We start from the raw sequence: 25,919 nt of genomic DNA, 5'->3' as shown, positions 1-25,919 counted from the left end.
CGCAGAAGTTACCGCGGGCCGCGCAGTCGATACACGCACGACACCGTTCGAGCGATCACGCGCGCAAAACTATCGACTGATAGATATTGGCCGAACCGCTGAAGGACTCCGACATGGCCACAACCCTCGAATCCCCCGCCGCCCCACCCGAACTCGGCCGCGACAGCGCCGATCTGGCAGCCTTCGGATATCAACCGGTCCTGCATCGCAAACTGGGGCGTTACGCGTCCTTCGCGGCAGGTTTCTCGTTCGTCTCCATCCTCACCACGATCTTCCAGTTCTTCGGCTTCGGCTATTCGTTCGGCGGCGCCGCCTTCTTCTGGACGTGGCCGCTCGTGTTCGCCGGCCAGTTCCTGGTCGCGCTGAACTTCGCCGAGCTGGCCGCCCGGTACCCGATCTCCGGCTGTATCTATCAGTGGTCACGTCGCCTGGCGGGCGGGCTGATCGGCTGGTTCGCCGGCTGGATGATGGTGATCGCCCAGGTCGTCACCGCCGCCGCGGCCGCCATCGCACTCCAGGTGGTGCTGCCGTCGATCTGGAGCGGATTCCAGCTCATCGGCACCGACACCGCGCTCACCTCCCGCGACGGCGCGATGAACGCCGTGCTGCTGGGCAGCGTGTTGCTCGTCGTGACCACCACGATCAATGTGATCGGCATCGATCTGATGTCGAAGATCAATTCGATCGGTGTCACCGTCGAGATAGTCGGCGTGCTGGCGATCATCGCGTTGTTCTTCGCCAACACCGAGCGCGGCCCCGATGTGGTGTTCCAGACCGACCAGGCCTCCCCCGGCCCGTACTGGGCGGCGTTCCTGGTCTCGGGTCTGATGGCCGCGTACGTGATGGTCGGATTCGATTCCGCCGGTGAGCTTTCCGAGGAAACCAAGAATCCGCGCAAGGTCGCTCCCCGCACCATCCTGCTCGCGCTCGCGGTATCGGCGCTGGGTGGCGGGCTCATGCTGCTCGGCGCGCTGATGGCGGCACCGAGCCTGTCCGACGGCGAATTGTCCGCCGGTGGACTGGCTTACGTGATCACGTCGAAGCTGAACAGCCCCGCAGGCTCGGTGCTGCTCAGCTGCGTCGCGGTCGCGGTGATCGTGTGCACCCTCGCGATCCAGACCGCGGGCTCGCGCCTGATGTTCTCGATGGCCCGCGACGGCAAACTCCCCTTCGCGAAGGCCCTGTCCACCGTGCACCCCCGCTTCGGCACCCCGGTTTGGCCCGCCGTCGCGATCGGCGCCCTCGGCATCGGTCTCCTGGTCCTGAACCTGGGCAACCCCGCGATCTTCGCCACCCTGGCCAGCGTCTGCATCGTCAGCTTGTATCTCGCCTACCTGCTGGTCACGATCCCCTTGCTGGTCCGCCGTATCGAAGGCATGCCCGCCCTCGATGACAAATCCCTGTTCCACCTCGGCCGGTGGGGCATCCCGATCAACGCCCTCGCCGTGGTCTGGGGCATCGCGATGGTCATCAACCTGGCGTGGCCACGCCCTGAGGTCTACACCCCGGCAGGCGGCAGCTGGTGGCAGCTCTGGGCAGGCCCGCTGTCGGTAGCTGTAATCCTCACCGCGGGCGCGATCGTCTACCGCTTCGTCGTCGCGGGCAAGGAATCCGCGCCCATCGCTGAAACCGCGCCGGTAGCAGCCTGATTCGACTCCGTGGCGGAGGCAGCCCGAACCTGCGTCCGCCACGGAACCCGCCAGCACTCACCCCGTCACCCATCGCTCGCCGAGGAGATAACGATGACGAGTACCCAGTCCACCGAGGGCGCCCGCGCCCACGCGCGCGCCCAAGCGGCGGCCGCCACGACGGCCGGCCCCGAGACGCCGACCGGTGTCGATCCCGCCGCGGTCGCTGTCGCACAGCGCATTCCCCCTGGCGGCTACGCGAATGTCGTGCTCGGCCGCGGCACTCGGGTCCGGTTCGCCGACCCGTCCGGGACCACCTGCGCTCACCTGTTCCTGCTGCGCGCCGAATCGCCATGGGAACGGCTGAACGTCGCCGATACGGTGAAGGTGCCGTGGCAGGCGTATCTGAGCGCGGGCCACCCGTTGCTCTCCGACCAGGGCAGAGTGCTGGCGACCGTGCTCGCCGACACCTCCGGTCACCACGACACCCTGTGCGGCCCCACCACCGACGGCCGCCATCAGCTCCACCTCGCCGCCGCAAAACAGGGCCTCGAACCCCGCGACATCGGCCCCTCCATCGCGCTGTTCCGCGGCGCCCGCGTCGCCCCGAACGGCGCGATCGAGTCGACCGGCAACGGCCACGCGGGCGCCACCATCGACCTGATCATTCACCTGCCGGTGACGCTGCTGGTCGCCAACGCCCCCCACCCCCTCGACGACCGCCCCACCGGCGACCTCGATCTCATCGCCTGGTCCGCCCCCACCGATCGCGCCACCAACGACGATCCCGAATACCGACGGGCCGTGGACAACACCGAATCCGCTTGGACGGCCGCACTGAACACGGAGGTTCCGGCATGACAACCACCCGCACCGTCGTCCTCGACGAAACCGTCCCCGCCAAGGCACCGTGGTCGGCCATCATCCGCGCAGGCGACCACCTCGACATCATCGACCTGTACGGCAACCAGGCCGTCGACTGCCTGCTCTACTCCGCCGCCGACCGTACCGACCGCTACAGCGCCCAGGCCACCATCGCCGCCCAGCGCAACATCTTCCTCACCACCGGCAGTGTCCTGCGCACCGAAGGCGGCACCCCCTTGATGACGGTCGTCGCCGACGAGGTCGGCAATCACGACACCATCGCGGGCGCCTGCTCCCAGGAATCCAACACCCTGCGCTACGGCCAGCACACCCGCCACCAGCACGCCTGCGTGGAGAACTTCCTCACCGCCGCGCTCGAATGGGGCCTTGGCAAACGCGACCTGGTCTCCAATATCAACTGGTTCATGAACGTCCCCGTCGAATCCGACGGCACCCTCGGCATCGTCGACGGCCTCTCCGCCCCCGGCAAGAAGCTCACTCTCCGTGCCGAGATCGACACCCTGGTCCTCGTCTCCAACTGCCCCCAGATCAACAACCCCTGCAACGGTTTCGACCCCACCCCGGTTCGCATGGTGGTGACCCGATGAGCCTCACCGACACCCGCGTCGACCAGCCCGCGACGGTGGAGTCCACGCCGCTGGTTGCCACCCTCGCTCCCGTCGTGACGACCCCGGCGAAGCGGCGGATCGATGTCGTGCGTCCCGGAATGCAGACCACTGTGCAGGATTGGCCGGGACGAATCGGCTACTGGCACATCGGAGTTCCCCCGTCGGGGCCGATGGACGACCTGTCGTTCCGCCTCGGCAACCGGGTGCTCGGCAACCCCGAAGGCGCGGCGGGGCTGGAGTGCACACTGGGCGGGCCCGCCTTGCGGTTCTCCACCGCGACCTGGGTGTGTGTGACCGGGGCTGTCGCCGATGTCCGTGTGGACGGCCGCCCGATCGAGCAGTGGCGAACCGTCGAGGTGCCCGCCGGCGGCGTTCTCGATGTCGGCGCGATCCGCGGACCTGGCATGCGAACCTACATCCTGATCTCCGGCGGCATCGACGTCGACGAATTCCTGGGCAGTGCGGCCACATTCACCCTCGGCAAGTTCGGCGGCGGAACCGGTGCCGCATTGCGCGCCGCCGAATCGCTCACTCTGGGCGCACCGTCGACCCGCCTCGCCCCCGCCGTCCCGATGGCCGACCAACCCGCCTTCGCCCACCGCTGGGAACTCGCCGTCACCGAGGGCCCACACGGCGCACCGGAGTTCTTCACCCGCAACGACTTCGACACCATCGTCGGCACCGACTACGAGGTCCACTTCAACTCCGATCGCACCGGTGTGCGCCTCATCGGCCCCAAACCCGAGTGGGCTCGCACCGACGGCGGTGAAGCGGGCCTGCACCCGTCGAACATCCACGACAACGCCTACACGGTCGGCGCCCTCGACTTCACCGGCGACACCCCGATCCTGCTCGGCCCGGACGGCCCGAGTCTCGGTGGGTTCGTCTGCCCGGTCACCGTAGTCGCCGCCGACCGTTGGAAACTCGGCCAGCTCACCCCCGGCGACAAGGTTCGCTTCGTCCCCATCCGCTCCGAGCATGCCGCTCCCGCAGCAGCACTCGGCGCTTGGCGACGCGCATCACTGGGCACCGTCCTCTCGGCAGGACGCGACGGCGACGACGGCATCCTCCGGCGCACCGCGGTCGACGATGAAACCGGCGTGACCTACCGACGACAAGGCGACGACGGCGTCCTCGTCGAATACGGCACGCTCACGCTGGATCTGGGACTTCGCGCCCGTGTCCACGCGCTGCACCAACACCTCATCGCGATCGGCCTGCGTGGAGTCATCGAGCTCACGCCTGGCATCAGATCCCTGCAGATCCGCGTCGATCCGGCCGTTCTGCCGATCGGCAAACTTCTCGACCTGCTGGCCGAAGCCGAAGCGCAACTGCCGAATTCCGACCAGCTGGTCGTCCCGAGCCGCACCGTCCATCTCCCCCTCTCCTGGGACGACCCCGCCACCAGGGAAGCGATCACCCGCTACATGCACGGGGTTCGCGCCGACGCCCCCTGGTGCCCGTGGAACATCGAATTCATCCGCCGCATGAACGGCCTGCCCTCCGTCGATGATGTCTACAAGACCGTCTTCGACGCCGAATACCTGGTCCTAGGCCTGGGTGACGTCTACCTGGGCGCCCCCGTGGCCACCCCCACCGATCCCCGCCACCGCCTCGTCACCACCAAATACAACCCGGCCCGCACTTGGACCCCCGAGAACGCGGTCGGCATCGGCGGCGCCTACCTGTGCATCTACGGCATGGAAGGCCCCGGCGGCTACCAGTTCGTCGGCCGCACCACCCAGGTGTGGAACCACCGCGCCCGGCCAGCGGGAACCTCAGGACCCGGTGTCGACCGGTTCGCTGCCGATGCGGAAACCCCTTGGCTACTGCGCTATTTCGACCGGATCAGATGGCACCCGGTCGAGCCGGACGAACTCCTCGATCTCCGTGCGGATTTCGCCGCGGGCAAGGTGGACGTCACTGCCACCGACGGCGAGTTCCGGCTCGCGGACTACCGCGGATTCCTCACCGACAACGCGAGCTCCATCGAGGAATTCCGCGCTGTCCAAGCCGAAGCGTTTGCCGCCGAGCGTCAATCCTGGCGCTCGGCGGGCGAACTCGCGGACTGATCAGCGCAACGTACGGAAGAACTCGCGCACATCGGTGGTGAGCAGTTCCGGTTCCTCCAGCGCTGCGAAGTGTCCGCCCCGGTCCACATCGTTCCAGCGCACGATCGTGTTCTCCGCCTCGTCGAAGCGCCGAATCGCCACATCGTGGGCGAGGACGAGCACGCCGGTCGGAACACCCGAATTCGCCGGCACCGCACCCCATTCCACCGGCTGCGCGTAGCCGACGTAGGCCGCCGAGCCCGCGGTTCCGGTGAGCCAGTAGATCATTGCGTTGGTCAGCAGCCGATCACGATCGATGATCTTGTCGGGCAGCGTCTCGCGTGGGTGCGTCCACTCCCGGAACTTGTCCAAGATCCACGCCAGCTGCCCGATCGGGGAGTCGACCAGCCCATAGGCCAGGGTCTGCGGACGGGTGGACTGCACGGCGATGTAGCCGAACTCCTCGTTCATGAACGCCTCGATCCGCACGATGCGGTCGCGCTCGAGTTCGGTCAGGCTCGCCATGTCCTCATCGGACAACGGCAGTTGCGGGAACGAGCCCGCACCACCGTTGACATGCACGCCGACCACCCGATCCGGCGCCACTCGCCCGACCTCCGGGCTCACCGCCGCACCGATATCACCACCCTGCACCCCGAACCGCTGGTACCCGAGCCTGGTCATCAACTCGACCCAGGCCTCGGCGATCCGGCGAACCGACCACCCCTCGGTGACCGGTCCGGAGAACCCGAAACCGGGCAGCGACGGGATCACCACATGGAAGGCATCGGCCGAGTCGCCGCCGTGCGCGCGCGGGTCGGTCAGCGGGCCGATCAGGTCGAGGAATTCCGCTATCGAGCCCGGCCAGCCGTGCGTCAGTAGCAGCGGCACCGCATCGGGTTCCGCCGAGCGGACGTGCAGAAAGTGGATGTTCTGCCCGTCGATCACGGTCGTGAACTGCTCGTGCGCATTGAGTTTCGCCTCCTCTGCCCGCCAGTCGTAGCCGGTGCGCCAGTGGTCGACGAGCTCGCGCAGGTAGCCGGTCGGCACGCCGGTGTCCCAGTCATCGCCCGGCAGCGCGGCGGGCCAGCGCGCATTGTCGAGCCGATTACGCAGGTCATCGAGCTGCTGCTGCGAGATGTCGATGCGGTAGGACTGGATCTCGTTGCTCATGAGATCTACATTACGAGCCACCTAGGACAGCTTCCGCCCTAGGCGTGCGTCCGTCTGCTCCGCCTACTCGTTGACCCGTTGAATCTGACCGGACCGGCATCCTCCGTCGACTCATGCGGTGAGGACGGTCTTTCCCGACGCGTGCCCTTGCTCGAACACCGCGACGGCAAGTGCCGTGTCGGACAAGGAGAACCGTCGCTCGATCACCGGTCGCAGCTTTCCGTCGACCACCAATCCGGCCAGGTATTCCAGGTCGGTGGCAGCGGGTCGCATGAGCAGAGCTTTCAGGGTCTGCCGGGCGAACAGGTCGGTGAGCGCCACCTGAGCCAGCCATCGGATCGGGCCGAACCAGTTGTCGCCGGGCGCGGCGGCGGAGGAGATGAAAACGCCGTCCCCCGCCAGCGCTCGGCGGATCTCCCGTAGCGTGCGATTGCCTGCCAGGTCGAAGATCACGTCGTAGGGCACCTCCGTGCGAGTGAAATCGTCAGTGGTGTAGTCGATTACGACGTGCGCGCCGATTTCACGCACCATCTCGAGATGCCGGGTGCCGCACACCGCCGTCACGTGCGCGCCGAGCACCTTCGCGATCTGCACCGCGAAGCTACCGACCCCACCGGACGCGCCATTGATCAGCACCCGCTGCCCCGGCCCGACCTTGCCGATGTCGCGCAGGCCCTGCAAGGCCGTCATGCCCGAATCCGGGGTCGCCGCAGCATCTTCCATGCTGATCGCAGCCGGAACAGCGGCGAACGAACCCGCATCCGCGCACACGTACTCCGCGAAGGCGCCGCTGGAGACCTCGCCGAAAACCCGGTCGCCGACTCGGAATTCGGTGACCAGCGCACCGACCGCGACAACCTCGCCCGCCAGGTTCTGCCCGATCATCCGATGCTTGGGCCTGCGCAATCCGAACCCGAGCCGCAGCAGATACGGCGTCCCATTGAGCAGATGCAAATCCCCACTGCACAGCGACGCCGCGCGCACCCGGACCACCACATCCCGGTCCCCAGGTATCGGCCGCGGCACGACTTCGGTCCGCAGCACCTCACCCCCGCCGTACCGGGGCGCAACCCAGGCGTTCATCGAAGCCGTATCCACATCGGTCATGAGAATCGTCCCTCATCTCGCACTTACAGCGTAAGTTTCTACTGCGAGACGCTACACTTACGCCGTAAGTAGGTCAAGGAAACTGTCAGGAGCCCCATGTCGCCGCGCACCCCACTCACCAGAGAACGAGTCCTGCGCGCGGCCATCGAGCTCGCCGACCAGCAGGGCCTGGCAGCCCTGTCGATGCGCAACCTCGCCAAGACCGTCGGCGTGGAAGCGATGTCGCTGTACAACCACGTCGCCAACAAGGACGACCTCTACGACGGCATCATCGACCTGGTGGTCGCGGAGATCTACGTCCCCCGCGCGGGCGACGACTGGCGAGCCGAACTCCGCCACCGTGCCACCTCGGCCCACGAGGTCCTCCTGAACCACCGCTGGGCCACCGGCCTACTCGGCTCCCGCGTCAATGTCGGCCCCGCCATGCTCCGCTACGTCGACGCCACCCTCGGCTGCCTGATCACCGCGGGTTTCACCTACGAACAGGCCGACCGAGCCTGGAACGCCTTGGACAGCCACATCTACGGCTTCACCCTCCAGGCGATCAACTTCCCCCTTGACCCGTCCGAATATTCCTCGGCCGCACAACAATTCCTCCCGCTCATTCCCACCGAGACCCATCCCCACATGCACACACTCGCCTTCCTGGTCATCAACGGAACCCACTCCGGCGCAGCCGATTTCACCTTCGGCCTCGATCTGCTGCTGGAAGGGCTGGCCGGGCTGCTCACCCGCTGAGCACGGCGCCGTGTCCACCGATCGGTGGACACGAAGTTCGACCGGTCGATGCTGTCGGCGACACCGGCCACCCGAGCAGCATTGATGACATGCGAAATCGCTCGGTATCGATCGCCGTTGCCAGTGCGCGCCATCCGTGGCGGGCCATTGCCGGTTGGTTCGTCTTCGTCGCGTTGTGCGCTGGAATCGGCGCCGGAATCGGCGGGAAACCCGCTGCCACCGAGGACTTCTGGATCGGCGAGGCGGGCCGCGGCGAGGCGATCGCGACCTCGGGCGGGCTACAGCAGCTGCCGATGGAACGGGTGCTGATCACCGGTGGAGGAGCCGCCGCAGACCGGGCCGCGCAGGAGATCGCCGACCGAATGTCGACGTTACCCGAGGTCAAATCCGTTGCTGTGCCGGTGCATTCACCGGACCGAACGGTGCTGCGGGTCGACGTGACCATGGCGGGCGCGGAACTCGATGCCAAGAAGCACGTGGCCGCGCTGCGCGAGCAGACCGATCAGGTGCAGCGGGCATATCCGGACTTGCGGGTAGAGCAGACCGGCGGCCCCTCGATCAGCAGCGGTGTCGAAGCCTTGCGCGGGCGCGACCTGGCGAGAACCGAGTTGATCGCACTGCCGATCACCCTGATCACCCTGCTCGTCGTGTTCCGCTCGGCGGCAATGGCTCTGGTGCCGCTGCTGCTGGCTGTCTCGTCCATCGTCGCGGCGATCGGGCTGTCGATGCCTGCCTCACATCTGTTCCCCGACAACGGCGTCGGCACCAACATCATCCTGCTGATCGGGATGGCGGTCGGCGTCGACTACACCCTGTTCTATCTGAAACGTGCGCGCGAGGAGCGGGCCCGCGCGGGCGGTTCGATCGGTTCGCAGGCACTGGTGGAACTCGCCGCGGCGACGTCCGGACGCGCGGTGGTGGTCTCCGGTATCGCCGTCGCCGTCTCCAGCGCGACGATGTATCTCGCCGACGACGTGGTCTTCTCCTCGATCGCGACCGGCGCGATTCTCGTCACCCTGGTCGCGGTGGCCAGTTCGCTCACCGCCCTGCCCGCCCTGCTGACTGTTCTGTCCGAACGCGCCGAGCGGCGTGCGGCACGCAAGACCTCGCAACCCGCGCGAGAGAGCACCGGTCGCCTCACCGGTTCCCTGCTCCGGCTGACCGCCGCACGCCCGGTAGCCGCACTGACCATCTCGGTACTCGCCATGCTCACACTCACCGCGCCGCTGCTGGGCCTCGACCTCACCGACATGGGCCGCGAAACCCACCCGCGTTCCATTCCCGCCATGCAATCGTTCGATCGACTCAATACCGCTTTCCCCGAATTGAAGTCGATGCACCAGGTGGTGGTGGCGGCCGAACCGGCACGAGTCGGCGAAGTGACCGACGCGCTGCGCGCACTGGCCCAACGAGCCGAGTCCGATCCCGCCCTCGCCGGCAGCACTGAACTGCGCACCTCCCCGGACAGCCGAGTCAGCCTGCTGGAACTACGGGTCGAGCATCACGTCGGCGACGACGCCGCCCAGCAGTCACTCGAACGCCTCCGCACCGACTATCTACCGGCAACCGTCGGCACCCTCTCCGGCGTGGACTACGCGGTGACCGGTGATGTCGCCCGCTACGCCGACTACCCGCGCCACCAGGAACAGAAGCTGCCCATGATCATCGGGACACTGCTCCTGGTGACCTTCGTCCTGACCGTCGTGACATTCCGGTCCGTGGTCCTCGGCGTGCTCGGTGTCGTGCTGAATCTGCTCTCGGCGGGCGCATCACTGGGCCTTTTGACCGCGGTCTTCCAGAACACCTGGGCCGAAGGCCTGCTCGATTTCCATTCGACCGGCTCGATCGGCTCCCGAGTTCCGCTGCTGCTGTTGGTGATCCTGTTCGGGCTGTCGATGGACTATCAGATCTTCGTGCTCAGCCGCATCAGCGAGCTCGCGCGCGGCGGCATGCCGACCCGCCAAGCCGTGCTCGACGGTGTCGGCGGTTCGGCGAGCGCGGTGACCAGCGCCGCGTTCGTCATGGTCACGGTGTTCGCGAGCTTCGTTCCGCTGCACATCATGGAGATGAAGCAGATGGGCTTCGCCCTCGCGGCGGCGGTCCTGCTCGACGCGTTCGTGATCCGGATCGTGGTCCTGCCCGCGGTATTGCTACTGCTGGGTGATCGCACCTGGTGGCCCGCCCGGCCCGCCGTCACCGCGGCATCGGTGAAAGTAGGCTGAGCGGAATGGAAGAGCGGCCGAACCGGATGCGGATTCTGCGCCGGTGGTACGCCGGATGTTGGGTGATGTTCGGCCTCGGCCCGCCGGTGATCGCGGTGCACGATCGCACCGATGTGACGAAGTACGTGACGTGGGCGCTGGTCGCGGCGCTGGCCGCGAGCTATATGGCGCTGACGACCTTTCCGCGCCACCGTGTAGTCGGGGCCACCGGCTTCCTCTGCCTGCTGGTCGCCGTCCTCGGCGTGACAGCGATCTTGCTCGAAGGCGGCGCGGCCTTCTTCATCGTCTCGATTCCGCTGTTCTGGATCTACACGCGGACGCCGCGCCGCGCGGTCGGCTACCTCAGCGCGGCGGCGGTAGCCACCCTCATCGGGAACCTCACCGGGCCGATCTTCTCCCCTGGCAATGCCACCTTCACCCTGCTCGGATACGCGGGCGGCGTCCTGCTCGGGCTGTGGATGGACCAGGTGATCAGGCAGGGCGCCGAACGCACCCGCGTACTCGGCGCCGAGCTGGAACGCACCCAATCGGATCTCGCCGAGGCCCATCAGCGCCAAGGCGCGGCCGAGGAACGCGAACGGATCGCCCGCGAAATCCACGACACCCTGGCCCAGGGTTTCGCCTCCATCATCGTGCTGGCCGAGGCGGCCCGCGACGGCATCGGCACCGATCCCGCGACCACCGCCAAGCAGCTCTTGTCGATCGAGCGGACCGCCCGCGAGAACCTCACCGAGGCCAGGGTTCTCGTCGGTGGCAGCCCTGCGGACAGTAGCGGGGTAGCCCAGACGCTGCGCCGGGTCCTCGATCGTTTCGCCGAAGACACCGGGCTGACCGTGCACGCCGAACTGGCCGACATCGTGTGCGACCAACCCGCCCGGATCGGCCTGGTGCGCTGCACTCAGGAATCGCTGGCCAATGTGAGCAAGCACGCGAAGGCGAGCACCGTCGGTGTCGTCCTCTCCCACACCGACGCAGGTCTGGAGCTCGAGATCACCGATGACGGAATCGGATTCACACCGCATGAGGCCAGCGGATTCGGCCTGAACGGGATGCGCAACCGGCTCGCCGAACTCGGTGGCGAATTCGCCGTCACCAGCTCACCCGGCGAGGGCACCAGGATATTCGCCCTCCTCCCATCGACCGAGCGGAGCTGACGTGACCGAGCCCCTTCGCCTGATCCTGGCCGACGATCACATCGTGATGCGTGCGGGCCTCGTCGCGCTGCTACAGGCCGAACCGTCCATCCAGATCGTCGGCGAGGCGGCCGACGGCGCTGAAGCCATCGAACTCGCCGAACGCCTGGCCCCGGACGTAGCGTTGCTGGATCTGCGAATGCCGGTCATGGACGGCGTGGCCGCTACCCGAGAGATAGTGCGCCGCACCCGAACCCGCGTCCTGATCCTCACCACCTACGACACCGATGTCGACATCGAACGTGCCATCGAAGCAGGTGCCATCGGCTACCTGCTCAAGGACACCACCCGCGATCAACTCGTCGACGCCATCCACTCCGCCGCTCGCGGCCAGACTGTCCTCGCTCCCCGCGTCGCCGAACGCCTGGTCGCCCGCATCCGCCGTCCCGACCCGATCACGCTGACCCCCCGCGAAATCGACGTCCTGCGCGCGGTCGCCGACGGCCTGTCCAACCTCGAGATCGGCAGACGCCTTGTCATCGCCGAAGCCACCGTCAAAACCCACCTACTCCGCATCTTCGCCAAACTCGATGTCAACGACCGCACCCACGCCGTCATCGTCGCCATGAACCGAGGCCTGTTCACCACCGCCGAATGATCCACCCGGCGGCGATCGAGATATTCGCGAGCGCAGCGACTTTCGATCAGCCGGGAACCAGGTCCGCGCTCCTGCGCACCGCACTCGGGAATTGACCATCCAGCTGCGGCGCGACCTCCATGACCGCTTCCGCTACAGCCAGGCAGGCACCGAGCCGTGGCGGATTCCGCAATCCCGAATCACCTTGCAGCAGTAGCCGAACCGCGGCCCATGGCAGATTCACATCGGCGAAGGACGTGTGGAACAAACCCGCCGAGGGTCGCGGATTCGCTTCGAGCAGCACCGGTTGCCCACCGCGATAACGCAATTGAACATTCGTCAGGTAGGCCAGTTCGAAATGCCGCACGAGCCGGCGGGCGATGTCTACCAGGTCGGGATTATCGAGCAGGATGCGGAAGCGTCCCTGCTTGGCCCGTGGAATTCCCATCAGCAGTTCACCACCCGGAGCGGAAAGGCAGTCGATGCTGATCTCCGGACCTTCGAGGAACGGCATCACGAGCAGCGGCGGCACCGCTTCCCCTTCTGCGGCCGCCCGGCACATCGCCCCCGCGATCGCCTCGACCGAGGCCACCGGCCGGGGTGCGACGCGAAGGTTCGCCATGGTCAGCGGGCGGTCGTCCAGGATGCGGAACCCGAACGCCGAGAACTCACCGCTCGGCTTGATACACAGCGTCTCCCCGCCCATCGACAACTCGTCGACCGCCGCGCGGAACTCCTGCGCGTCTCGCGCCTCCCGCCACGGTGGCACGGGAACACCCGCCGCACCAGCGATCTCATAGGTGCGGACCTTGTCGGTCAGCGCCTTCACCGCCGACAGCGGCGAACACATGAGGCTGGTGCCGACCGCCGCGAAGTCCGCCACCCGGCCCGCGAGCGCGTCGAGACGGCGCGGCGGGATGAGAACGTCGATGCGGTGCGTGCGACAGAAGTCGAGCGCGAACCGCGCGTACTCCTCGTTGCTGACATACCTGGGTTCGATCGCCGACACATCACACACCGAGAGGGCGGCCGCACTCGGATCCACATTGCTGGCATAAATAGTGACGTCGACCCCGTCGGGATTCTCCCGCAATAACCGCATGACCTGAACGGTTGCCGCACCAGCACTGCTCAGCCAAACCCGAAGCGTAATACCGACCGCTCCCTTCCTGTTCCCGAAGCGAACCCGGACCCTATCCCGGTTCAGCGTCGAGCACATTTCGAGAACAAAGACCCCACATCACATCCACCCGCCGGCGTCCGAGTAGCGGCACGACGGCGACCCCGCGGCGGGGACGTACTCGAGGTGGGCTAGCGCGGAAGCAGCCCACCCGGGTCGAACGTGACCTCGAACGGTGCTCGCAGCGTCACCGGGTCACCGGCCGACGCACGGTGCGTGTGCTCGTATTCTCCGTCCGGTCCGAGCGCATAGGCGAACAGCACCGGCAGCTGCTCATCGACCAGACGGCCCTTGAAGGAGTTGATCTCGAAACGCCAGTACGTCGGGATGCCCGCCTCTGCGTACAGCACAGGCTTTACCATCCGGTCCTGCAACGTTGTCGACTTCGACACGACTTCGACGGCTAGTTCGACCTGACCGACCGGCACCCCGCGCCCGTGCCAATCGATCGGCCCCGCGACCACCATCAGGTCGGGAATAGGCTCGTCATCGCCGATGAGCACGCCGACACCGTCCATCACGAATCGGTCGGCGGGCACAACCGCATCGAGGACCTGTGTGAGCCGCTTTATCAACCACTGATGCATCGGTTTCGGCGCTGCGTTCACGACGAGCTGGCCATTCAGCACCTCATATCGCAGACCGTCATCGGGCATCTGATCGAGATCCGCGGCAGTCCAATGATCGGAGCGCGGCAATGGCATCGCCATTCATCCACCTCCGACCTCGTCGAATGCACCGCGCGCCGCCCGCGTCGGTCGATTCGAGTCTAGCGGCTGTGAGAGGCATCCGGCAGGCTCGCGGCTGCTCGCCCAGCAGAGATGACCTGGTGGGCGAGCAGCTTCGCGCCTACTCCGCGACGATCACTCCGACTTCACCGCCGGCCGCGTCGGTCGGATCTACCGCTGTGACGAACCAGTGGGTGACCTCCCCGTCGGACAGGTCGTCTTCGACCGAGCCGTTGGGCAGGACCGACAGGGCTCCCGCGCTGGACGAGGCCAGGAATTCCTGGATGGCGGCCCGGCCGGAGGCGTGGGTGGTGTAGGTGGTGCATTCGTAGTCGATGCCGTGTTCGTCGCGGAGGCGTTCGGCCAGGGCTACCGCTTCGGACTGGTCGAGGACCGTGGTGTTCTCGCCGGAGACCAGCACGAAGGCCGGGTGGGTTTCGGCGAGGGGGCGGACCCGATCGGCGTAGGAGACGGGGTGGGCCGCGGCCTCGGCGATGTCGGCTTCGATGTCGGGCAGGAGCAACCACTGGCCTGCCACGCCCGCGACCGGGGCCGCGCTGATGCCGAATGTCGCTCCGGTAGCGGCGATCTCGACGCCGGAGAGTTCCCCGGCGAACAGCACCGCGGCACCCGCCTTGTGGACCGCCCAGGCGGCGAGGACCGAATCCACGCTGCGCGGCAGCGAGATCGCGACCACGTCGCCGGGACCCGCACCGCGAGCGATGAGCACGCGGGCCAGCTGCGAGGACTTGCGATCCAGTGCGCTGTAGGCGATTTCGCTGTCGCCACGCAGTAGCGCAGGGGCCTGCGGGTCGGCTTCGACGACCTCGGCGAGCACCTTTGCCACTGTCTGCGCGCCGACACCCGACGCGACCGGGGCCGAAACAGCGGCTGTCACACCGGAATCGGCGAGCAGCTGGGCCCGCTCGTTCGCGTCGAGGATGTCGATGTCGCCGACCAGGCCGGTCGGGTTGTCGAGCAGCTCGTTGAGCACGCGCAGCAGGCGCTGCGACAGCGTGCGAACCTCGTCGGCGGTGAAGGTGCTGGTCAGGTACTTCATCGTGATCTCGATGGTCGACTCGGCCATCACCACCAGCGTGAGCGGGTAGTGGGTGGCGTCGTCGAGACCGACACCGGTGACCTGCATGCCGTCGATCGAGCTCGCCGCGGTGACGGCGTCCTTGTCCATCGGGTAGGACTCGAACACCACCAGCGTGTCGAACTGCGAGCCCATACCGGCCACCCGCTGGATGTCGGACAGGCCGACGAAGTGGTGGCTGAGCAGTTCGGCCTGCTCGGACTGCACCCGCTGGGTCAGCTTCTCCGCGGTCATCCGGTCGTCGATCTGGATGCGCACGGGCAGGGTGTTGATGAACAGGCCGACCATCGACTCGACGCCGGGCAGGTCCGCCGGGCGACCGGAGACGGTCGCGCCGAACACCACGTCGTCACGGCCGGTGAGGCGCCCGACGACGATGCCCCACGCGGTCTGCAGCAGCGTGTTCACGGTGACACCCAGTTCGCCGGCGAACTTGCCGAGCGCCCTGGTGCGGTCGTTGTCGATCTCGACGATGACCTTGCCGAGTTCGTAGCGTTCCTCGGAACGCGGCGCGGGCGCGAGCTGGGTGGGGCCTTCGACCCCGGCCAGCGCTTCGGCCCACACCTGCAGCGACACTTCACGATCCCAGCCCGAGAGCCAGGACAGGAAGTTGCGGTAGGACGCCACGCGCGGGAGCGCGGTGAGGTCACCGTGCACCGCGTAGAGAACCAGCAGGTCGCGCATGAGCAGCGGCATGGACCAGCCGTCGACCAGGATGTGGTGGACGGTGATCGCCAGGTGCGCCTGACCCTCGCCGACCGTGTACAGACCGAAGCGGATCAGCGGCGCGGTGGCCATGTCGAACTGGTTCGCCTGATCGGCGAGCAGCAGTTGCCGCATGCGCGGCATCCGCTCGTCCTCGGGCAGGTCGGTGAGGTCGACCTCGCGCCACGGCACCTCGAGCTCGGACAGCACCACCTGCACCGGCTGACCGGCCGAATCGGTGACGAACGCGGTCCGCAGGTTCGGGTACCGGTCGAGCACGGCCTGGGCCGCGCCGCGCAGGCGCCGCTTGTCGAGCGTGCCGGTCAGGTCGAGCACGGCCTGCACGGTGTAGACGTCCACGGTCGCCGAGCTGAGCATGGCGTGGAACATGAGGCCTGCCTGCAGCGGCGAGAGCGGCCACACTTCCGACAGCGCGGGGTAATCGCGCTCCCAGAGCTCGATATCGGGCTGGCCCACCCGCACGAGCGGCATGTCGGACGGGGTGAAACCACCCGCGTCGGCACGCTGGGCGTGCGTGGCGAGCGCGGTCAGCGCGGCCACGAACAGATCGGCGAACTCCTGAGCCTGCTCGACGGTGAGCAGCCCCTTCGGGAACGCGATGTTCGCGCCGAGCTGCGGGCCCTCGTCACCGTCGTTGACGATGGCGTTGATATCCAGCGTCGCGTTGGCGGGCATGTCGAGGTCCATCTCGGCGTCGAGCTGACCCAGATCCGCCACCGGCACCCAGCCGAGTTCGGCGAGTTCGGCGGGGATCTCACCCGCGGTGGCGCGGCCGAGGTAGTTGAAGCTGATCTGGCCGACGCTCGGCAGATCCGCGCCCTCGGTGGTGAGGTACTTCAGCATGCCGTAACCGATGCCCTTGTCTGGCACGGCCAGCATCTGCTCCTTGACCGACTTGATCACGTCGGCGAGCACGGCGCCACCGGCGAACGCGTCGTCGAGGTCGGCACCCGCGAGATCGAGGCGAACCGGGAAGGCGGTGGTGAACCAGCCGACGGTGCGCGACAGGTCGGCACCGGCGACGATCTCTTCCTGACGGCCGTGGCCTTCCAGCTTGATCAGCGCCGCGGTGCCGGATTCGTCACCGCGCCACCGGGATACGGCCAGCGCGAGCGCGCTGAGCAGGCCGTCGTTGACGCCGCCGTGGTAGAGGCCGGGGATCGCGGTGAGGACCGCGTCGGTGACCTCGGGCGACAAGGTGACCTGCACCCGGTCGACGGTGGCGAAGGTGTCGACCTGCGGGTCGAACGCCCGCGCACCCAGCCGCGGATCGGCGGTGGCCGAAACCTCGCGCCAGAACGGCAGTTCCGCGCGACGGTCGGTCGACTGCTCCACCAGGCTGTGCGCCCAGCGCCGCATCGACGTGCCGTTGACCGGCAGCGTGACCGGCTGACCCGCCGCGATCTGGCCCCAGGCCATGCCGAGGTCCGGGATCAGGATGCGCCAGGAGACGCCGTCGATCACGAAGTGGTGGCCGACAATGAGCAGCACGTCGCGGCGGCGCGGGCCGTCGGCGGGCTCGCCGAAGGCGAACCAGACGAACTGCACCATGGCGGCGTTCGCGGGGTCGAGACGGCCCATGGCTTCGTCGTATTCGACGCTGGCCAGCTTGGACAGCTGATCGTCGGCGATGTCACCGGCGACCTCGACCCGACGCACGAGCGTGGTCACGTCGACCTCGCCCGGTGCCAAAGCCTCGAACTCCCAGCCGCTTTCACCGCGAGCGACCCGTGAGCGCAGCACGTCGTGGTGGTCGAAGACCGCACCGATGGTGGCGTGCAGGACCTCGGCGGTGATGTTCTCGGGCAGACGAAGCACCATCGACTGGGAGAACCGGTCGTAAGTGGAGCCACCGGCGAGGATCTGGCGCATGATCGGCAGCATCGGGATGTCGCCGACACCGCCGCCCGGCAGTTCCTCGAGGACGATCTGTTCGGCATCGCCCGCGAGTACGGCGATCTCGGCAAGCCCTGCCACGCTGCGCTTTTCGAACACATCGCGCGGCTTGAAGAGCACGCCGCGATCCTTGGCCCGCGAGACCAGCTGGATGGACAGAATCGAGTCGCCGCCGAGGGCGAAGAACGAATCGTCCAGGCCGACGGCGTCGACACCGAGCACCTCGGCGTAGACGGTGGCGATGATCGCCTCGACTTCGCTTGTCGGCGTACGGAACTCACGCGGGGCGAGCACGGGCTCGGGCAGTGCGCGACGGTCCAGCTTGCCCGCGGGGGTCAGCGGGATCTCGTCGAGGACCATCACGGCGGCGGGCACCATGTGCGCGGGCAGGTGCTGGGCCGCGTACTCGACCAGGGCGGCCGGGTCGGCGGTGGCGCGCACGTAGGACACCAGGATGGTGGCGCCCGCGTCGGTCTTGCGGCCGATGGTGGCGGCGAACTCGACGTCGTCGTGCGCGGTGAGGACCGCGTCGATCTCGCCCAGCTCGATCCGGAAACCGCGGATCTTCACCTGGAAGTCGTTGCGGCCCACGTATTCCACGACAGGCTTGCCGTGCACCGTGCGCCAGGCGACGACGTCACCGGTGCGGTACAGGCGCTCGCCGTCGGCGTACGGGCTGGCCACGAAACGCTCGGCGGTGAGGCCGTGGCGCGCGTGATAGCCACGAGCCAGCGGGACACCACCGAGGTACAGCTCACCGGCCACACCTTCGGGCACCGGACGCAGGCGACTGTCGAGCACCAGCACGGTCGCACCCGCGATCGGGCCACCGATGTTCATGGTGTCGCCCGGCAGCAGCGGATCGGACAGGTTGGTGGCGATGGTCGCCTCGGTCGGACCGTAGGCGTTGTAGAACCGGTGCTGCGCCGGGTCGGTGCCCGCGCTGTGCCAGTTCGCGACCAGGTCGACGGGGGCCTTGTCGCCACCGACGATCAGTGCTTCGAGTCCGGCCAGTGCCGCGGGTTCCATCGACGCCGCGACCAGCGGGGTGAGGAACACGTGGGTGAGCTGCTGGCTCGCGATGATGTCGGCCAGCTCCTCGCCGCCGACCACACCGACCGGCGTGATGACGAGCGTGCCCGCCGAACCGACCGCGAGGAGGAACTCGAGAATCGAGGCGTCGAACGACGGTGACGCGAAGGCCAGGGTCCGCGCGTTCTTGTCGAGACCGAACTGCGCGACCTGGGCGGCCGCGAAGTTGGGCACACCGGCGTGGGTGACGACGACGCCCTTGGGCAGGCCCGTCGAACCCGAGGTGTAGATCATGTAGGCCGTGTTGCCGGGGCGGACCGCGCCACGGCGGTCGGCCTCGATGATCGGGGCGTCGGACTGTGCGGCGATCGCGGCCTCGGTAGCCGTGTCGTCGAGAGTCAGCCAGTCGCCCAGCGCGGGGGCGGGCAGGTGGTCGACCTCGGCCGATACCGTAATGCCCAGTGCCGCACCGGAGTCCGACATCATGTGCGCGATGCGCTCGGCCGGGTACTTCGGGTCGACCGGCAGGAACGCCGCACCGGTCTTGATGACGGCCCAGATCGCCAGGGTGGTGTCGAGCGAACGCTGCATGGCGATGGCGACGACCGTCTCCGGTGCGGCACCGCGCTCGATGAGTACCCGCGCCAGACGGGAGGACGCCGCGTCGAGCTCGGCATAGGTCAGCGAGGCCGACTCACCGGGCGCGACGATGGCCTGACCGGTCGGGTTGGACGCCACCGCCTGCGCGAGGAGCTCCGGCAATGTGCTCACCGAAGCGGCGGGACCGCCTGTGCGAGTGAGCAGTTCGGTGCGCTCGGTGGTGTCGAGGAGTTCGAGATCGCCGACCGGGGTGGTGGTATCGGCGACGACCTCGGCGAGCAGACGCTGGAAGCGCTGCGCGAACTTCTCCACCGTCGACTGGTCGAACAGCGCACTGGCGTAGGAGAACTCGGCGTAGGCGCCGGCTTCGTCCCCGGCAGCCGCTTCACGCACGGTGAGCAGCAGGTCGAACTTGGCGGTGTCGACATCGAAGTCGACGGCCGAGACCGACAGACCCGGCAGCTCGAAGCTGGCGTCGGGCAGGTTCTCGAACGACAGCGCCACCTGGAACAGCGGGTGCCGCGCGGTGGAGCGCTCGGGGTTGAGCAGTTCCACCAGGCGCTCGAACGGGATGTCGGCGTGGGCGAAGGCGGCCAGGTCGGCTTCCTTGGCCTGGGTCAGCAGCTCCGCGAAGCTCAGCTGCCCGCCCACCTGCGTGCGCAGGGCGAGGGTGTTGACGAACATGCCGATCACGTCGTCGAGTTCGGCCTCACCGCGGCCCGCGATCGGCGTACCGATGACGATGTCCTCGGTGCCCGACATGCGTGCCAGGAACACCGCGAGGGCCGTGTGCACGACCATGAACAGCGTCGCGTTCTGCTCGCGAGCGATGGCGGACAGCCCGGCGTGGATGTCGCCGCCGATCGGGAACAGCACCCGGCCACCGGCGAAGGACTGCGTGCTCGGACGCGGTCGATCCAGCGGCAGGTTCAGCTCGTCGGGGACACCGGCGAGTGCGCGCTTCCAGTAGTCGGCCTGCTGGGCGACGAGGCTGGTCTCGTCGGTCTCGGCGCCGAGGACCTCGCGCTGCCAGACGCTGAAGTCGGCGTACTGCACCGGCATCGGCGCCCAGCCCGGCGCTTCACCGGCGGCACGGGCGGCGTAGGCGATCATCACGTCGCGGGTCAGCGGGCCCATGGACCAGCCGTCGGCACTGATGTGGTGGGCGACGAAGACGAGGATGAACTCCTCGTCGGCGACCCGCATGAGGCGGGCACGCAACGGCACTTCGTCGATCACATCGAAGCCGGTGGAGATCAGCTCGGCGATCTTGTCTCGAACCTGTTCGGGGGCAACGGTTTCCGGTGTCAGATCCGGAACATTGCCCTCGACCGGCAGGATCACCTGGTGCGGTGTGCCGTCGGTCGACGGGTACACCGTGCGCAGGGTCTCGTGCCGCGCGAGCACATCGGCGACGGCCAGCTGCAATGCCCCGACATCCAGTGCGCCCGACAGGCGGACGGCGACGGGGATGTTGTTCACCGAGGACGCGGTGTCGAACTGGTTCAGGAACCACATGCGCTGCTGCGCGAGCGAGAGCGGCACCTGATCCGGACGCGGTCCGGCGACCAGCGCGCGACGCCCACCGGCGCCCGCACCCTGCTCGACCCGCACGGCGAGACCGGCCACCGTCGACGCCTCGAACAGCAGGCGCACGGGCACCCGGCTGTCCAGTGCGGCACCGAGGCGGGCCGCGACCTGGGTGGCCAGCAGCGAGTTACCGCCGAGGGCGAAGAAGTCGTCGTCGGCGCCGACGCGCTCGGCGCCGAGCACATCGGCGAACACGCCTGCCACGATCTCCTCGATCGGGGTCGACGGCGCGCGGAAGGCCTGCGCCTCGAACTCCGGCTCCGGCAGCGCCTTGCGGTCGAGCTTGCCGTTCACGTTGAGCGGCAGCGCGTCCAGCACGACGAACGCGGCGGGCACCATGTACGACGGCAGTCCGGCCGACAGCGCCGACTTGACCTGTGCCACCTCGATATCGGCACCGACCAGGTAGGCGACCAGGCGGTCACCGGTGCGCGGATCGGACTTGGCGATAACGGCGGCCTGCGCGATCTCGGGCAGCGCGAGCAGCGCCGCCTCGATCTCGCCGAGCTCGATGCGGAAGCCGCGGATCTTCACCTGGAAGTCGGTGCGGCCGCGGTAGTCGAGTTCGCGGTTGTTCCAGGCCACCAGGTCACCGGTGCGGTACATGCGGGTACCGGGGGTGAACGGGTTGGCGACGAAACGATCGGCGGTCAGGTCGGCACGACCGAAGTAGCCGCGAGCCAGCTGCGCGCCGGCCAGGTACAGCTCACCGGCGACACCGTCGGGCACCGGGCGCAGGCGCTCGTCGAGCACGTAGACCTGGCTGTTCCACTCGGGCGAACCGATGGAGACCGACACCTGGTCGGCGGCGTTGACGCGGTGCGAGGTGATCGAGACCGCGGCCTCGGTCGGGCCGTACAGGTTGAACAGCTCGGTGCGGCTGAACTCGGCGCGGAAACGCTGGGCCAGCGAGCCCGGCAGCGCCTCACCGATGGCCAGGACCCGCCACAGCGAATCGGGGATCCCCGCGGCGAGCAGCGCGTCGAGCATCGACGGCACCACGTGCAGGGTGGTGACCCATTCGCGGGCCATCAGCTCGTTGAGGTAGGCCGGTTCGCGATGGCCGTCGGCCGAGGCGATCACCAGGCGACCACCGCACACCGCTGCCGACCAGAATTCCCAGACCGAGAGGTCGAAGGTGGCGGCGGTCTTGAGCAGCACCGCGTCGGCCGCGTCCATGCCGAACTCGATCTGCTTCCACTGCAGCTGGTTGGCGATCGCGCCGTGCGGGACGGCGACACCCTTCGGCCGACCGGTGGAGCCGGAGGTGAAGATCACGTACGCGGTGTTCTCCGGACGCAGCGGTTCGGTGCGCTCGGCATCGGAAATCGGTGCGGCGCCGATCGATTCCAGGTCGAGCTCGTCGACGCGGACCACGGGCGCGACATCGGTGGCGAACTCGGCGTTGGTCAGCACGCAGACCGGTGCCGCCGTCTCGAGGATGTAGTCGGTGCGCTCGGCCGCCTGATCGGGGTCGACCGGCACATACGCGCCACCGGACTTGGCCACCGCGTACATCGCGACAACCAGGTCCACCGAGCGGCGCATGGCCAGCGCGACACGGGATTCCGGGCCGACACCCAGCGAGATCAGGTGCCGCGCGAGGCGGTTCACCTTCGCGTCGAGTTCGGCGTAGGTGAGCTGGGCGCCGTCGTCGGTGACCAGGGCGGTCGACTTCGGGTCGGCGGCCACCGACGCGTCGAGCAGCGAGACCAGGGTGGCCTCGGTGTCGACCGCGTAGGCGGTGGCGTTGCGGGCCTCGAGCACCTGGGTGCGCTCAGCCGGTGCCAGCAGTTCGATATCGCCGACCGCGGTGCGCGGAGTGGCGACGATCGCGCCGAGCAGGCGGACGAATCGCTCGACGAAACCTTCGACCGTGGCGTGGTCGAACAGGTCGGTCGCGTAGGTGAACAGACCCGAGATGCCTTCGGGCTCACCGGCATCGCCGTAGCGGTCGGTGGCGATCAGGTGCAGGTCGAACTGCGACAACTCGGTGGCGATATCGAGTCCGGAGACCGTCAGACCCGGCAGTTCCAGGGTGGCGCGGCTGAGGTTCTGGAACGACAGACCGACCTGGAACAGCGGGTGCCGCGCGGTGGAGCGCACCGGGTTGAGCACCTCGACCAGGCGCTCGAACGGCACGTCGGCGTTGGCGAACGCCGCGATGTCGTCCTCGCGCTGGCGGGCCAGCAGCTCGGTGAAGGCTTCGCCGCCGTCGACCTTGGTGCGGAACACCAGGGTGTTGACGAACATGCCGATCATGTCGTCGAGCGCGGCTTCGCCACGACCGGCCATCGGGGTGCCGATGGCGATGTCGTCGGTGCCCGACAGGCGGGCGAGCAGCACCGCGAGGGCGGTGTGCACGACCATGAACAGGGTCGCGCCCTCGGCGCGGGCCAGTTCGACCAGCGCGCGGTGGGTGTCGGCGTCGATCTGGACGTCGACCTTGCTACCGGCGAAGGTCTGCACCGCCGGGCGCGGACGGTCGGCGGGCAGGTCGAGCTGATCGGGCAGATCTGCGAGGGCCTGCTTCCAGTGCGCGACCTGCTTGGACGCCATCGACTCCGCGTCGTCCTCGCTGCCGAGGAGGTCGCGCTGCCAGATGCTGTAGTCCGCGTACTGCACGGCCAGCGGGGCCCAACCGGGCTCGGAGCCCATGGAGCGGGCCGCATAGGCGGTCATCAGGTCACGGGTCAGCGGGGCGACCGAGGAACCGTCACCGGAGATGTGGTGCACGACCAGGGCCAGCACGAACTCGTCGGTGTCCTCGACCTGGAACAGCGCGAGCTTCAGCGGCACCTCGACGGTGACATCGAAGCTGGTCGACATCAGTTCCGCGACCGCCGATTCCACCTCGTCGGCGGCGACGGTGCGTTCGATCAGCTCCGGCGCGGCCTGCGCGGGCGACAGGATCACCTGTGCCGCGCCCGCTTCGGTCTGCGGGTAGACGGTGCGCAGGATCTCGTGGCGCGAGACCAGATCGGTGACCGCGGCACGCAGCGCGGCCACGTCGAGGTCACCGGTGAGCCGCACCGCGACCGGGACGTTGTAGGCCGCCGACTGGGTGTCGAAGCGGTTGAGGAACCACATCCGCTGCTGCGCGAGCGAGAGCGGGATGCGCTCGGGACGCGGACCGGCCGTGAGCGCCTTGCGATCTCCGGTCTCGGCGTGCTGCTCGACCCGATGGGCCAGGGCAGCCACCGTGGATGCCTCGAACAGCAGGCGCACGGGGATGCGGGTGTCGAGCGCCTCGCCCAGACGGGCGGCGACCTGCGTGGCCAGCAGCGAGTTACCGCCCCAGGCGAAGAAGTCGTCGTCGAGGCCGAAACGCTTGTCGGCATCTAGGCGGAGGACCTCGGCGAAGGTGGCGGCCACGAGCTGTTCGCTCGGGCTCACCGGCGCGCGGAACACGGCCTTCTCGACCTCGGGCTCCGGGAGAGCCTTGCGGTCGAGCTTGCCGTTGGCGTTGAGCGGCAGCGCGTCGAGCTGCAGGAACACGGTCGGAACCATGTAGGACGGCAGCTCGGCGGCCAGTGCGGCACGCAGAGCCAGCTTGTCCACCACCGTGTCGGCCACGACATAGGCGACCAGGCGGTCGCCGACGACGGGGTCGGTGTGGGCAAGGACAGCGGCGGAGGTGATGTCCGGCTGACGCAGCAGCGCGGCCTCGATCTCGCCGAGCTCGATCCGGAAGCCGCGGATCTTCACCTGGAAGTCGGTGCGGCCCCGGTAGTCCAGTTCGCCGTCGGCGTTCCAGGCGACGAGGTCACCGGTGCGGTACATGCGCTCGCCGGTCGCCGAGAACGGGTCGGCGACGAAACGGTCGGCGGTGAGATCGGCGCGACCGAAGTAGCCGCGGGCCAGCTGGGCGCCGGCCAGATACAGCTCACCGGACACACCGACCGGAACCGGGCGCAGACGCGAATCCAGCACGTAGACACGGCTGTTCCACTCCGGCGCGCCGATCGAGACCGACACCTTGTCGGCGTCGGTGACCGCGTGGCTGGTGATCGAGACCGCGGCCTCGGTCGGGCCGTACAGGTTGAACAGCGCGGCGGTGTTGGCCGTGCGGAAGCGCTGCGCGGTCGCGGCGGGCAACGCCTCACCGATGGCGAGGACGCGGCGCAACGTACGCGGCAGTGCCGCACCGGATTCGGTCAGCAGCCCGTCGAGCATCGACGGCACCACATGCAGCGTGGTGACGGCGGTGGCCCGCATCAGGTCGTTGAGGTAGGCCGGGTCACGGTGGCCGTCGGCGGTGGCGACCACCAGGCGGGCACCCGCCACGGCGGCGGTCCAGAACTCCCAGACCGAGAGGTCGAAGGTGGCGGCGGTCTTGAGCAAGACCGCGTCGTCGGCACCGATACCGAATTCGGCCGTCTCCCAAAGCAACTGGTTGACGATCGCGCCGTGCGAGACCGCGACACCCTTCGGCTTGCCGGTCGAGCCGGACGTGAAGATCACGTACGCGGTGTTCGCGGGCAGCAGGGTGCGCCCGGTGATCGCGGCATCGCTCACATCGGTCAGGTCGAGCTGGTCGAGGACGACCACTTCGGCTGCCGCCGTGCTGAATTCGGCATTCGCCGTGGTGAGCACGACAGCGGGCGCGGCCGTTTCCAGGATGTAGTCGGTGCGCTCGGCAGGCTGATCCGGGTCGATCGGCACGTACGCCGCACCGGTGCGAGCCACCGCGTACATCGCGATGATCAGCTCGGCGGAGCGACGGATGGCCAGCGCGACCCTGTCCTCGGTACCGATTCCGAGCGAGATCAGGTGCCGTGCGAGGCGGTTGACCTCGGCATCGAGCTCGGCGTAGGTGAGTTCACGACGGCCGTCGGCTTCATCGACAACCAGTGCGACAGCCGCAGGAGTGGCGGCCACGGTGG

Annotated in this window: 13 protein-coding genes (1 of these 13 only partly in view); 8 read left to right on the top strand and 5 right to left on the bottom strand. The window is 68.1% G+C overall.

Annotation, left to right across the window (positions count from 1 at the left end; all coding sequences use genetic code 11):
• The first annotated feature begins 113 nt into the window (after positions 1-113).
• The 4 genes from ACFWPX_RS21190 (at position 114) to ACFWPX_RS21175 (ending at position 5,193) form a co-directional block, all read left to right on the top strand.
• Positions 114-1,649: an amino acid permease gene (locus tag ACFWPX_RS21190; protein ID WP_378928805.1), complete on the top strand. Its 1,536-nt coding sequence runs from the start codon at positions 114-116 to the stop codon at positions 1,647-1,649.
• A gap of 93 nt (positions 1,650-1,742) precedes the next feature.
• Positions 1,743-2,489 (top strand): DUF1989 domain-containing protein, encoded by a 747-nt coding sequence (locus ACFWPX_RS21185; protein ID WP_378928804.1) that lies wholly within the window; start codon positions 1,743-1,745, stop codon positions 2,487-2,489.
• Positions 2,486-3,100 carry an urea amidolyase associated protein UAAP2 gene (locus ACFWPX_RS21180; protein WP_378928803.1) on the top strand — a complete coding sequence of 205 codons (615 nt, stop codon included), beginning with the start codon at positions 2,486-2,488 and terminating at the stop codon, positions 3,098-3,100. The genes ACFWPX_RS21185 and ACFWPX_RS21180 overlap by 4 nt, the downstream gene beginning before the upstream one ends.
• A 119-nt stretch (positions 3,101-3,219) precedes the next feature.
• Entirely contained in the window at positions 3,220-5,193 is a 1,974-nt protein-coding gene (locus ACFWPX_RS21175; RefSeq protein WP_378928851.1) for a 5-oxoprolinase/urea amidolyase family protein, read from the top strand.
• On the opposite strand, the gene ACFWPX_RS21170 is transcribed toward ACFWPX_RS21175, so the two are convergent.
• Complete coding sequence (locus tag ACFWPX_RS21170) at positions 5,194-6,345, bottom strand: epoxide hydrolase family protein (protein WP_378928802.1); 1,152 nt, start codon at positions 6,343-6,345, stop codon at positions 5,194-5,196.
• A gap of 111 nt (positions 6,346-6,456) precedes the next feature.
• Positions 6,457-7,452 carry an NAD(P)-dependent alcohol dehydrogenase gene (locus ACFWPX_RS21165; protein WP_378928801.1) on the bottom strand — a complete coding sequence of 332 codons (996 nt, stop codon included), beginning with the start codon at positions 7,450-7,452 and terminating at the stop codon, positions 6,457-6,459.
• A gap of 96 nt (positions 7,453-7,548) precedes the next feature.
• On the opposite strand from ACFWPX_RS21165, the gene ACFWPX_RS21160 reads away from it, so the two are divergent.
• From ACFWPX_RS21160 to ACFWPX_RS21145, 4 genes are all read left to right on the top strand, one after another.
• Entirely contained in the window at positions 7,549-8,190 is a 642-nt protein-coding gene (locus ACFWPX_RS21160) for a TetR/AcrR family transcriptional regulator C-terminal domain-containing protein (RefSeq protein WP_378928800.1), read from the top strand.
• A gap of 89 nt (positions 8,191-8,279) precedes the next feature.
• Complete coding sequence (locus tag ACFWPX_RS21155; protein ID WP_378928799.1) at positions 8,280-10,412, top strand: MMPL family transporter; 2,133 nt, start codon at positions 8,280-8,282, stop codon at positions 10,410-10,412.
• A gap of 5 nt (positions 10,413-10,417) precedes the next feature.
• Positions 10,418-11,566: a sensor histidine kinase gene (locus tag ACFWPX_RS21150; RefSeq protein WP_378928798.1), complete on the top strand. Its 1,149-nt coding sequence runs from the start codon at positions 10,418-10,420 to the stop codon at positions 11,564-11,566.
• 1 nt (position 11,567) lies between these two features.
• Positions 11,568-12,203 carry a response regulator gene (locus ACFWPX_RS21145; RefSeq protein ID WP_378928797.1) on the top strand — a complete coding sequence of 212 codons (636 nt, stop codon included), beginning with the start codon at positions 11,568-11,570 and terminating at the stop codon, positions 12,201-12,203.
• Positions 12,204-12,249: 46 nt separating this feature from the next.
• Here the strand turns inward: ACFWPX_RS21145 and ACFWPX_RS21140 are convergent, their stop codons facing one another.
• The 3 genes from ACFWPX_RS21140 to ACFWPX_RS21130 form a co-directional block, all read right to left on the bottom strand.
• Positions 12,250-13,401, bottom strand: coding sequence for an ATP-grasp domain-containing protein (locus ACFWPX_RS21140; protein ID WP_378928796.1), 1,152 nt, complete (start codon positions 13,399-13,401; stop codon positions 12,250-12,252).
• A gap of 92 nt (positions 13,402-13,493) precedes the next feature.
• Complete coding sequence (locus ACFWPX_RS21135) at positions 13,494-14,072, bottom strand: Uma2 family endonuclease (RefSeq protein ID WP_378928795.1); 579 nt, start codon at positions 14,070-14,072, stop codon at positions 13,494-13,496.
• A 139-nt stretch (positions 14,073-14,211) separates the two neighbouring features.
• On the bottom strand, positions 14,212-25,919 hold the final stretch of the coding sequence (locus ACFWPX_RS21130) for a non-ribosomal peptide synthase/polyketide synthase (RefSeq protein ID WP_378928794.1). It continues 32,122 nt past the right edge of the window; the window shows 11,708 of its 43,830 coding nt (coding positions 32,123-43,830); the start codon falls outside the window, past its right edge; the stop codon is at positions 14,212-14,214.

The sequence above is a fragment of the Nocardia sp. NPDC058518 genome (assembly GCF_042719655.1).
In the GTDB taxonomy this organism is placed as follows: Bacteria; Actinomycetota; Actinomycetes; order Mycobacteriales; family Mycobacteriaceae; genus Nocardia.
The sequence above is the reverse complement of the archived record's forward strand: the minus strand, read 5'-3'. Positions and strand labels throughout refer to the sequence as shown.

Bases quoted from the DNA above. Each gene is read 5' to 3' on its own strand.
- ACFWPX_RS21165 (WP_378928801.1), bottom strand. From the start codon at position 7,452: ATGACCGATGTGGATACGGCTTCGATGAACGCCTGGGTTGCGCCCCGG.
- ACFWPX_RS21160 (WP_378928800.1), top strand. From the start codon at position 7,549: ATGTCGCCGCGCACCCCACTCACCAGAGAACGAGTCCTGCGCGCGGCC.
- ACFWPX_RS21190 (WP_378928805.1), top strand. From the start codon at position 114: ATGGCCACAACCCTCGAATCCCCCGCCGCCCCACCCGAACTCGGCCGC.
- ACFWPX_RS21150 (WP_378928798.1), top strand. From the start codon at position 10,418: ATGGAAGAGCGGCCGAACCGGATGCGGATTCTGCGCCGGTGGTACGCC.
- ACFWPX_RS21140 (WP_378928796.1), bottom strand. From the start codon at position 13,401: ATGTGCTCGACGCTGAACCGGGATAGGGTCCGGGTTCGCTTCGGGAAC.
- ACFWPX_RS21175 (WP_378928851.1), top strand. From the start codon at position 3,220: ATGCAGACCACTGTGCAGGATTGGCCGGGACGAATCGGCTACTGGCAC.
- ACFWPX_RS21180 (WP_378928803.1), top strand. From the start codon at position 2,486: ATGACAACCACCCGCACCGTCGTCCTCGACGAAACCGTCCCCGCCAAG.
- ACFWPX_RS21170 (WP_378928802.1), bottom strand. From the start codon at position 6,345: ATGAGCAACGAGATCCAGTCCTACCGCATCGACATCTCGCAGCAGCAG.
- ACFWPX_RS21185 (WP_378928804.1), top strand. From the start codon at position 1,743: ATGACGAGTACCCAGTCCACCGAGGGCGCCCGCGCCCACGCGCGCGCC.
- ACFWPX_RS21135 (WP_378928795.1), bottom strand. From the start codon at position 14,072: ATGGCGATGCCATTGCCGCGCTCCGATCATTGGACTGCCGCGGATCTC.
- ACFWPX_RS21155 (WP_378928799.1), top strand. From the start codon at position 8,280: ATGCGAAATCGCTCGGTATCGATCGCCGTTGCCAGTGCGCGCCATCCG.